Origin of the sequence: Achromobacter sp. Marseille-Q4954, assembly GCF_943737025.1 — a bacterium.
Classification (GTDB): Bacteria; Pseudomonadota; Gammaproteobacteria; order Burkholderiales; family Burkholderiaceae_B; genus Achromobacter; species Achromobacter bronchisepticus_A.
On sequence record NZ_CALSFQ010000003.1, the window covers coordinates 186759 to 195847 of the forward strand.

Consider the following 9089-nt stretch of genomic DNA (forward strand, 5'->3'; position numbering starts at 1 on the left):
CCCCGCCGGCCTCAGGCCTGCGGAAGCAGCGCCTGGAACGCAGGCAGCGCCAGCAGGCCCGCCAACTGCGCGGCCTGCACATCGGCTTCCGACACCACCGCGCGCGGCATCAGGAAGTTGACGGTGCCCAGGCAGACCTCGCCGTACACCACCGGCACGTTGATGACGGAGCGCAGGCCCAGGCGCTGGATCGCGTCATGGTCGTTGAAGAACTCGCGGATCGCGTCTTCGCCTTCACCCACGAACACTTTTTTTTCCAGCAGGACGTGGCGGCCCCAGGCCGTGCCGCTCTTGTCCTTGCTGCCGCCGGGCGGATAGGCTTCGGGGTTGGAGCTATACAGCCGCAGCACCCGCATGGCCTGCGCGTCATAGCGGTTGACCGTGCACAGCGTGTGCGCCAGCGCGGCATGCGCATGGGCGTCGATGGCCCGGAAGGCCGCCGTGGAATCGGCGGCGGCGTATGCCTGGACAATGGCGGCCACGCCGGCCTGCGTCGGCGCAGCGGAACGGATGCTTACGGTCATTCGGCGGTGATTCCCAGTTCTTTGATCAGCTTGCCGTACTTGTCGGCATCGCGCGCCAGGATCTGGCCGAATTGCTCCGGCGTGGTCTCGGTCAGCAGCACGCCCATGTCGCCCATTTTCTTGATGACTTCGGGACGCTTGAGGATCAGGTTGATCTCGCGGTTCAGGCGCGCGGTCAGTTCGGGCGGCATGCCTGCCGGGCCGAAGGCGCCGTACCAGACCGACAGCTCGTAGCCCGGCAAGGTCTCGGCCACCGTGGGTACCTCGGGCAGCAGCGGCGAACGCGCTTCCTCGGTGACGGCCAGCAGCTTCAGCTTGTTGTTCTGCACGTGCGGCAGGGTCTGCGTGCCGGCGCTGAACAGCACCTGCGTGCGGCCGGCCACGGTGTCCAGCACCGCGGGCGCGCCGCCGCGGTAGGGGATGTGCATCATCTTCACGCCGGCGGCCTTCTCGAACAGCGCGGCGCTCAGGTGGTTGGTGGAGCCCTGGCCGGCGGAGGCATAGGCCACGGTGCCGGGATTGGCCTTCAGGTAGGCGATGAACTCCTGCACGTTGGACGCAGGGACCGACGGGTTCACCACCAGGGTGTTGGTGACCAGCGCGAGTTCGGCGATGGGCGTGAAGTCCTTCACGCCGTCGAACGGCATGCTGGAGTAGAGCGCCTGGTTCATCGTGTGCGTGCTCATCGAGCCGACCAGCAAGGTGTAGCCGTCGGGCTTGGCGCGCGCCACGAAGGTGGTGCCGATGTTGCCGGACGCGCCCGAGCGGTTTTCCACGATCACGGGCTGGCCCAGCGATTGGGTCAATCCTTCGGACAGCACGCGCGCCAGGATGTCGGTGGAGCCGCCCGCGGCCCACGGCACGATCAGCGTGATGGGTTTTTCGGGCCACGCGGCGTGGGTGAGCGCGGGCGCGGCCAGCGCCAGTCCCAGCGCGCACGTGCGCAGCAGTCGTTTGAATTGCAGTTTCATGGTGTTTACCCCTTTGCTTGATGTCCGGTCTGTGTGCCGGTTGAATGAAACAGGTTCAGCGGCCGGCGGCATAGCCCTGCATGCCGCGCGGGTTGGCGCCGGCGCGCAGCAGCAGGCCGCCGCCCGCGGCAGGCTCGCGGGTGCAGGCGCTGATGCGGCCTTCGGACCAGTCCGGCCCCACCTTGACCTCGTGGCCCGCCGCGCGCAGCGCCTCCAGCGTGGCGGCCGGCATGCGCGATTCCACGGTCAGCCGGTTCAAGGTCAGGCTGCGCGGCCAGAACGAGCCCGGGAAGTGATCGATATGCCAGGAGGGCGCTTCGATCGCCTCCTGCAGGTTCATGCCCATGACATGGCGCAGGAAGAACGCCACCGTCCATTGGTCCTGCTGGTCGCCGCCTGGCGTGCCGAATGCCATGTAAGGCTGGCCGTCGCGCAGCGCGAGACCCGGCGACAGCGTGGTGCAGGGACGCTTGCCCGGCTGCAGCTGGCCCGGCACGCCTTCGTCCAGCCAGGTCATCTGCAGGCGGGTGGTCAGCGGGAAGCCCAGGCCGGGCACGACGGGGCTGGATGACAGCCAGCCGCCCGACGGCGTGGCGGCCACCATATTGCCGTCGCGGTCGATGACGTCGATCTGGCAGGTGTCGCCCACGAATATCTCGCGCGCCGCCCATTCGGCTACCGGCGGCAGCGCGGCGAAGGTCGGTTCGCCCACGCCGAAGCGGGTGTCGGAGGCAGCCAGGGTGCGCACGGCTGCGTCCAGGTCGGGCAGGCGCGGCGCCTGGCCGCCCGGGCAGCCAGGCAGGAACTCGGACGACGCGCGCGCGCCGATGCCTGCCGCGCGGGAGCGGGCGTATTCATCGCTGAGCAAAGCGGCCAGCGGTACTTGCGTGTGGTCAGGGTCTCCGTACCAGGCCGTGCGGTCGGCGAAGGCCAGCTTGGCGGCTTCGGCCACGTAGTGCACGAATTGAGGCGAGGTCGGTTCCAGTCCGGTCAGGCCCAGGTGCCGCAGTATCGCCAGTTGCTGCAGGTGGACCGGGCCTTGCGACCAGACCCCGCACTTGGCCACCGTGTAGCGGCCGTACTGCACGGTGAGGGGCTCGTCGTAGGTGGCGCGCCAATCGGCCAGGTCGGACTTGCGCAGCAGGCCGCGGTTGCGCTGGCCCGTGGTGTCGCGCACCTCGGCCCGGGTGTAGTAGTCGTCGATCGCGTCGGCCACGAAGCCGCGGTACCAGAGCTCCAGCGCGGCGTCGATGCGGCCGCGCCGGTCGGTGCTGCTGGCATGCGCTTCGTCCAGGATACGGGTGTAGGTGGCGGCGATGGCGGGCGTGCGGAACAGTTCGTCAGGCGCAGGCACGCGGCCGCTGGGCAGCCAGACGTCGCGCGAACTGGTCCATTCGTCGCGGAACAGCGCCTGTACCGCCAGAATGGCCTGCGAGATGCGCGGCACCAGCGGAAAGCCGTTGCGCGCATAGTCGATCGCCGGGCGCAGCACGTCGGCCAGTTCCCAGGTGCCGTAGTCGCGCAGCAGGGTCAGCCAGGCGCCGAAAGCGCCGGGTACCGTGGCGGGCAGCAGACCGATGCCGGGCACCAGTTCCACGCCCAGGCTGTGGAAATAGGCGGGCGTGGCCAGCGCGGGCGCGGGGCCCTGGCCGCAGAGCGCGCGCATGCGCTGTTCCCGCTCGCTCCAGAACAGGATGGGCACTTCGCCGCCGGGGCCGTTCAGGTGCGGTTCCACGATCTGCAGCGTGAAGCCGCCCGCGACCGCCGCGTCATAGGCATTGCCGCCGCGCTCCAGCACGCTCATGGCCACTTGCGAGGCCAGCCAATGGGTGGAGGAAACCACGCCAAAAGTGCCGCGTATTTCGGGGCGGGTAGTGAAGGATGCGCTCATGAGGCCGGTCCGGGCAGCAGGGGATGGTTGCAGTATAGGGTCATGAAATAACTGTTTTTTCCTTTGTTGGCATAATTTAATAACCAATTGGTTATAGGAAAGATCGTGACCTGGGATGCAGCCCGTCTCGCCAACCGCCTCAAGCATCGCCACCTGGCGCTGCTGATCGAAATCGCCAGGCACGGCTCGCTCACGCGCGTGGCCGCCGCGGCCGGCATCAGCCAGCCCGCCGTCACCAAGGCGCTCACGGAGATCGAGGACATCTTCGGCGCGCCGTTGTTCACGCGCACCGGGCGCGGCCTGCAACCCACGCCGCTGGGCAACCTGGCCCTGGTGCGCGCGCGCCACATGCTCAGCGACCTGGACCTGTGGGCGCGCGAGGTCGAGGCCCTGCACGCCGGCCGTTCCGCGCATCTGCAGGTGGGCGTGGTGCCCTACGTGTCCAGCGCCTTGCTGACGGCGGCCATCAGCCGCCTGCACCAGCGCCACGGCGTGACGCTCAGCCTGCACCGCGCCACCACCGACCATCTGGTGCCCATGCTGCGCCGGCATGAACTGGATTGCATCATCAGCCGCGCCACTTCGACCGTGGCGCCGGAGGATCTGATCCACCGCGTGCTGTACCGCCAACGGCCGCGCCTGATTGCGCATGGCCGGCTTGCGCAGCGGCTGGCGCGGCGCAAGCCGGACTGGGCCGCCGTCGCGGCAATGGACTGGGTGCTGCCGGCGGCCAACACGCCGACGCGGCAACTGATCGTGGAGCACTTCATCCGCGCCGAATTGCAGCCGCCATCGCCAGTGTTGGAGGCGTACTCCACCGACGTGATCGAAGGCATGCTGACGGTGAACGAGACCCTCATCTCCGTGGTGCCGGAGGACATCGCGCGCGAACTCTGCCAGCGCGGCAAGCTGGGCATGGTGCCTTGGGACTTCGGCTGGGAATTGCCGCCCATCAACCTGATACGGCGCAAGCGCGAACAGCCGCTGGCGGCGGAGGAATGCTTTTCGGAGATCCTGCTGGATCTGTGCGGCGACGCCGCCGCGCCCTGGGGCCAGGGCGATCCGCGTTGAACGGCGGCGCTAGGCGTTGAGCTTGTCGCGGGCGATGTTCAACAGTGCGGCGGCTGCGGTTTCCGGGGCGGCATCGTTGCTGACGCGCAGCAGCCGGCATTGTTGCGGCACGGGGAATGCCTGCATCGCGCGCGCCAGGCGCTGCGCGATCTGTTCCGCGCTTTCCCGGCCGCGTCCCGCCAGGCGGCGGACGAGCTGGCCGGGATCGACCGTGACCTCCACGGCGGTCAAGGCCGGGTAGCGCGAGTGCGCCTGTTCCAGGTGCGCGCGCGAGCCGTTGATGATGACCGCGGCGCCGCAGGAGAGCCAGGCGTCTATTTCGATGCCGATGCCGTAGTGCAAGCCATGGCTGGCCCAGCGCAGGGCGAAGCAGCCCAGCGCGGCGCGGCGTCCGAACTCGTCTTCGGTCAGGCATAGCGCGTCTTCGGTGGCGTCGCTGTCGCGCGTGATGTAGCGATGCGCGACCAGCACGGGCTCGTCGCCGCGCAGTTCCGCGCGCAGCAGGCGCAGCAAGGTGTCCTTGCCGCTGCCCGATGCGCCCATCAGGTAGATCAGCCTGGTGCCGTCGGCGGGAACCGAGGTGTTCATGCTGCCGCCGGCCCCTGCAGATAGCCGGCCCCGGCCGCATCGGCGCTGGTGCCGTCAAAGCCGTAGTGCCGTGCCGCGACAAAGTCCGCGCCTGGCGCGGGCTGCACGTAGACGCTGACTCCGGGAACGGCCATGGGCTGTCCGCGCAAGGGATCGGCGAACGCGGCGATTTCAGCCTGCGCTTGCGACAGCGCCTCGCCGTGCAGCTTGCCGGTCAACGTGATGTGGAAGACGTAGGTATCGAATACGTACGGATAGCCCCAGCGCGCCAGCATGGATTGCTGCGGCGGACTGAGCGATTGCGGTTGGCGGCGCGCGGTTTCCTCGGGCGTGGGCGGTGCGCGCAAGGAGTCCAGGTCGCGCACGGCGGCTTCGGCCAGGGCCTGGATGCGCGCGCGTCCCTGCGTGTCGGATGCAGCGATGCGCCAGGCCAGGAAGCCGCGCAGCGGTTCGCACTCCAGTTCCAGCGAGAATGGCGTGCCGCCTGCGGCCAACTGGCGGGCGGCCGCGTCGACTTGTTCGGGGCTGGCGCCCGGATTCAGCCGGAAGGGCGGCTTCAGCGTCGCATGCAAGCCATAGTGGCGCGGCGCTTCGGTCCAGCCGCGCGACGCCGCGTTCTGGCCCGGCAGCGGCGGCAGCGCCAGGCCGGTGTCGGCGCAACGGCCCAGCCAGCGGCTGCCGTGTTCGCGCCAGGGGCCGGTGGGCGCCAGGTACAGGGCGTAGCGATGGGCGAGCGGCATGGTCAGGCCGCCATGCGCTGGCTATGGCTGTCGCCGAAGGCGCGCGTGGCATAGCGCAGTTCGCCGCCCACGATCGCGGCGCAGACGCGGGGCAAGCCCGGCACCTGGTCGTCCACCACGATGGCGTCGGCGATCAGCCCCGGCGCCAGGGCGCCGCGGTCCTTCAGGCCGGCGGCTCGGGCAGGATTCAGCGACACCAGATCCCAGGCCTGCGCCAGCGGTAGCACGCCGTCGTTGGCCAGCTTCATCACGGCGGCCAGCGGGGCAGGGTAGTAATAGTCGGACGTCAGAATGTCGCACAGGCCCGCACGGATCATTTCGGTGGCGCCGGGCGCGCCAGTGTGGCTGCCGCCGCGCACGACGTTGGGCGCGCCGAAGACCACAGAATCACCCAGGTCGCGGGCCACGCCGGCGGCCTCGCGGGTCAGCGGAAACTCCGCCACGCCGCAGCCCAGCTGGTGGTAGTAGCGGCGGGTGGCGGCATCCGGATCGTCGTGCGAGGCCACCTTCAGGCCTGCTTCCTGCGCGCAGCCGGTCAGCTCGCGCATGGCATCGGCCACCGCGTCGGCGGCAGCCATGGCGGCGCGGATGCGGTCCTGGAAGACGTCGAGGTCGCACTCGGCGCGGTTGGCGTACTGCATCAGCTTGCGCTCGTCGCCCAGACGGCGCGCCATGCTGGGCAGGTGGTCGTTCAGGGCCAGGAAACGCACGCGGCCGTCGCGTATCCATTGCTGGGCAATCTCCAGGCCGCCCACGTGATGGGTTTCGAAGCGCAGGTGCACATAGTGCCGCGCGCCCATGAGATGGCGCATTCTTTCCAGCGCGTCGAACATGCGTTCGGCGTAAGCCTCGCCGCGCAGCCCGCCTTCCCAGGACAGGGTCACGCCATGGAACTCGGTGGTGATGCCGTTGGCCAGCAGTTGGCGGTCCACGTCGAACAGGGCGCTGTCGTAGGGAAACGTCACGCTGGGCCGCGGCATGACGGCGCGCTCGAAGGCGTCGCCGTGCAGGTCCACGATGCCGGGCAGCACCAGCAGACTGCCGGCGTCGAACCAGGGCGCGCCCCGCGGCGCCGCGGCGGCGGAGCCTTCGATCAGTCCGCCATGGAACCGCAGGCTGGCCTGTTCGACGCCGCGCGGCGTCAGGATGCGTTGGCCTGTGACACCGGCCAGGGGCGAGGGGGCGTGCGTGTGTGTGTTCATGGCGTGACGTTAGTGGGATTGCATTACAACCAGATGTCTAGATGAGTTAATCCATTAGTCGGAGCCTTCCGCGCCGCCTGCGCGCGCAGGCGGCGGCCTGGCGTCAGCTGTCGTCCGTCACCATCAGCTGGACCATGTCGCCCACGAAGCGCGCCACGCTATATTGCAGCGGCGAGCCTTCCTGGTCCACATTCAAGGCCTCCACCTGAAGAATGGGGCGGGTCTTGGGCTGGCCCAGCAGGCGGGCGATTTCGGGCGTGGGCAGGGCGGCGGTGATGCGCGACCACTTGCGCGTGTAATCGCCGATGCCATAGTGGGCATAGACCTTGGAGATCGAGCGCAGGGACGCCAGGCGGTCGGCGAAGTCGGGGAAGCGCTTTTCGTCGAAGAAATGTTCCGAGACGCTGATGGGGCGGTTCTCGGCTTTGCCCACGATCTGCACGCGCAGCAGCGGCGCGGCGCGGCTCAGGCCCAGGTGCTTGGCGATGTCGCCGGCGCGCAGGCTCTGGCTGCCCAGGACTTCCTGGTGGCCCAGCATGCCCTGGCTGCGCAGGTTCTCGGAAAAGCGCGTGCGCTTGCCGATGGCGTAGTCGATCGCGTGTTCCTGGACGAAGGTACCGCGGCCTTGTTCGATGCGGACCAGGCCGCCTTGTTCGAGTTCGCCCATCGCGCGGCGGATGGTGTGGCGGTTGACGGAAAACTTGGCGGCCAGCTCGGGCTCGGACGGCAGCTGTTCGCCTGCCGCATAGAGCTTGTTGCGGATATCGTCCGCCAGCGCTTCGCCGATTTGCCGCCAGACGGCGATGCCGGAACCTCTTTCGACCATAGGGTGTGCTCGTGCTGTCACATCAGCTTAATGAAGAATGGCAGTGATTGTGCACCATGCGACGGCAGCCGCAAAGGCGCTGCGGGCACGCTGCAACTGTCATCAAAAATTCACGCCAGGCTGTTGAACTTCGTTTTCAGAGCGATCATACTCCATCCGGTCGTCTAGACGTTTAGAGGAAAAAGATGGATCACCCCAAGACAGGGCAGGATGCGGCGGGCGCCCAACGCGCCGCCTGGATGCGCGTGCTGGCGCTGGCCGATCCGGCCGCGCTGGATGGCGCCTTTTGCGCGCTGGCGGGCAAGCCGGAACACCAGACATTGCGCCCCGCGCAGACCGGCATGGCCATGGTGCGCGCCCGCAGTGGCGGCACCGGGGCCCGCTTCAATCTGGGCGAAATGAGCGTGACACGTTGCGCGGTGACGATGGGCGAGGGCGTAGTCGGCGTGGCCTACGTGCAGGGCCGCTCGCAGCGCCATGCCGAGCAGGCCGCCGTGGCCGACGCCCTGCTGCAACTGCCGGAATGGCATGACACGGTGCAGGCCCAGCTGATCCAGCCGCTGGCCCGGCTGCATGCCGAACGGGTCGAGCGCCAGGCCCGCGTGGCGGCGCAGACCAAGGTGGAATTCTTCACGATGGTGCGAGGCGAGGACTGACATGCAGCAACAGATACAAGCCGCCGCGGCCTCGGGCCGGGCGCTGCTCCCCGGATTCGCGGATCCCGTCGGCGACGCGCAGACCACGTTCCGCGCCGCGCTCGACGCCATGGCCCACCCCGGGCGCATCCATGAAATCCTGATCGAAACCGGCGTGCCGACGGGCCTGTCGCCCGCCATGACCGCGTTGCTGCTGACGCTGGTGGACGTGGACACGCCGCTGTGGCTGCCCGAAACCGTCAGCGCGGACGCGATCGCCTTCCTGCGATTTCATTGCGCCTGCCCCATCGTGCCGTCGCCCTCGCTGGCGCGTTTCGCCGCGGTGCCGGCTGGCAGCAAGGCGCCGGCGCTTTCGGCTTGCCACCAGGGTGATCCGGCCTATCCCGATCTGTCGACTACCTTGCTGATCGAGGTCGAATCCCTGTCGGGCGGGGAACCCGCCATCCTCAGCGGCCCGGGGATCAAGAGCCAGCAGCTCCTGCATGCGGCAGGGCTGCCCGAGGGCTTCTGGCGCGAATGGCGCCTCAATCATCAACGGTTTCCGCTTGGCGTCGACGTGTTGTTGACGCAGGAGCGGCGGATCTGCGCGCTGCCGCGCAGCACGCGCAAGGAGAGCTGAC

The 9089-nt window shown here is 68.8% G+C and carries 10 protein-coding genes; 3 read left to right on the forward strand and 7 right to left on the reverse strand.

What is annotated here, in order from left to right; translation table 11 throughout:
* Positions 1–11 precede the first annotated feature (11 nt).
* The 3 genes from NGK62_RS26455 to NGK62_RS26465 are packed head-to-tail and all read right to left on the reverse strand — an operon-like array spanning position 12 to position 3386.
* Positions 12–524 (reverse strand): GAF domain-containing protein, encoded by a 513-nt coding sequence (locus tag NGK62_RS26455; RefSeq protein ID WP_059379471.1) that lies wholly within the window; start codon positions 522–524, stop codon positions 12–14.
* Entirely contained in the window at positions 521–1495 is a 975-nt protein-coding gene (locus tag NGK62_RS26460; protein ID WP_118932794.1) for a Bug family tripartite tricarboxylate transporter substrate binding protein, read from the reverse strand. The genes NGK62_RS26455 and NGK62_RS26460 overlap by 4 nt, the downstream gene beginning before the upstream one ends.
* A gap of 55 nt (positions 1496–1550) precedes the next feature.
* On the reverse strand, positions 1551–3386 hold the full coding sequence (locus NGK62_RS26465; protein WP_251881118.1) for a gamma-glutamyltransferase family protein: 1836 nt from the start codon (positions 3384–3386) through the stop codon (positions 1551–1553).
* A 105-nt stretch (positions 3387–3491) separates the two neighbouring features.
* Here NGK62_RS26465 and NGK62_RS26470 point away from each other — a divergent pair, with 105 nt between their 5' ends.
* Positions 3492–4457 (forward strand): LysR family transcriptional regulator, encoded by a 966-nt coding sequence (locus tag NGK62_RS26470; protein WP_118932792.1) that lies wholly within the window; start codon positions 3492–3494, stop codon positions 4455–4457.
* A 9-nt stretch (positions 4458–4466) separates the two neighbouring features.
* Here NGK62_RS26470 and phnN read toward each other — a convergent pair whose 3' ends face one another.
* The 4 genes from phnN to phnF form a co-directional block, all read right to left on the reverse strand.
* Positions 4467–5045 carry a phosphonate metabolism protein/1,5-bisphosphokinase (PRPP-forming) PhnN gene (phnN, locus tag NGK62_RS26475; protein ID WP_251881119.1) on the reverse strand — a complete coding sequence of 193 codons (579 nt, stop codon included), beginning with the start codon at positions 5043–5045 and terminating at the stop codon, positions 4467–4469.
* Positions 5042–5785 (reverse strand): DUF1045 domain-containing protein, encoded by a 744-nt coding sequence (locus NGK62_RS26480; protein WP_118932791.1) that lies wholly within the window; start codon positions 5783–5785, stop codon positions 5042–5044. The genes phnN and NGK62_RS26480 overlap by 4 nt, the downstream gene beginning before the upstream one ends.
* A 2-nt stretch (positions 5786–5787) precedes the next feature.
* Positions 5788–6987 (reverse strand): alpha-D-ribose 1-methylphosphonate 5-triphosphate diphosphatase, encoded by a 1200-nt coding sequence (locus NGK62_RS26485; RefSeq protein WP_251881121.1) that lies wholly within the window; start codon positions 6985–6987, stop codon positions 5788–5790.
* Positions 6988–7090: 103 nt separating this feature from the next.
* Positions 7091–7813, reverse strand: coding sequence for a phosphonate metabolism transcriptional regulator PhnF (gene phnF / locus NGK62_RS26490; RefSeq protein ID WP_059379464.1), 723 nt, complete (start codon positions 7811–7813; stop codon positions 7091–7093).
* 185 nt (positions 7814–7998) lie between these two features.
* On the opposite strand from phnF, the gene phnG reads away from it, so the two are divergent.
* Together phnG and phnH are read left to right on the forward strand one after the other, a co-directional pair.
* A complete protein-coding gene (gene phnG / locus NGK62_RS26495) occupies positions 7999–8469 on the forward strand; it encodes a phosphonate C-P lyase system protein PhnG (RefSeq protein ID WP_088142251.1) in 471 nt (156 codons plus the stop codon).
* A 1-nt stretch (position 8470) separates the two neighbouring features.
* Entirely contained in the window at positions 8471–9088 is a 618-nt protein-coding gene (gene phnH, locus NGK62_RS26500) for a phosphonate C-P lyase system protein PhnH (RefSeq protein ID WP_059379462.1), read from the forward strand.
* Position 9089: the final 1 nt, after the last annotated feature.

Excerpts from the sequence above, each read along its gene's own strand:
- NGK62_RS26455 (WP_059379471.1), bottom strand. The coding sequence starts at position 524 with ATGACCGTAAGCATCCGTTCCGCTGCGCCGACGCAGGCCGGCGTGGCC.
- phnF (WP_059379464.1), bottom strand. The coding sequence starts at position 7,813 with ATGGTCGAAAGAGGTTCCGGCATCGCCGTCTGGCGGCAAATCGGCGAA.
- NGK62_RS26480 (WP_118932791.1), bottom strand. The coding sequence starts at position 5,785 with ATGCCGCTCGCCCATCGCTACGCCCTGTACCTGGCGCCCACCGGCCCC.
- NGK62_RS26485 (WP_251881121.1), bottom strand. The coding sequence starts at position 6,987 with ATGAACACACACACGCACGCCCCCTCGCCCCTGGCCGGTGTCACAGGC.
- phnH (WP_059379462.1), top strand. The coding sequence starts at position 8,471 with ATGCAGCAACAGATACAAGCCGCCGCGGCCTCGGGCCGGGCGCTGCTC.
- NGK62_RS26460 (WP_118932794.1), bottom strand. The coding sequence starts at position 1,495 with ATGAAACTGCAATTCAAACGACTGCTGCGCACGTGCGCGCTGGGACTG.
- phnG (WP_088142251.1), top strand. The coding sequence starts at position 7,999 with ATGGATCACCCCAAGACAGGGCAGGATGCGGCGGGCGCCCAACGCGCC.
- phnN (WP_251881119.1), bottom strand. The coding sequence starts at position 5,045 with ATGAACACCTCGGTTCCCGCCGACGGCACCAGGCTGATCTACCTGATG.
- NGK62_RS26465 (WP_251881118.1), bottom strand. The coding sequence starts at position 3,386 with ATGAGCGCATCCTTCACTACCCGCCCCGAAATACGCGGCACTTTTGGC.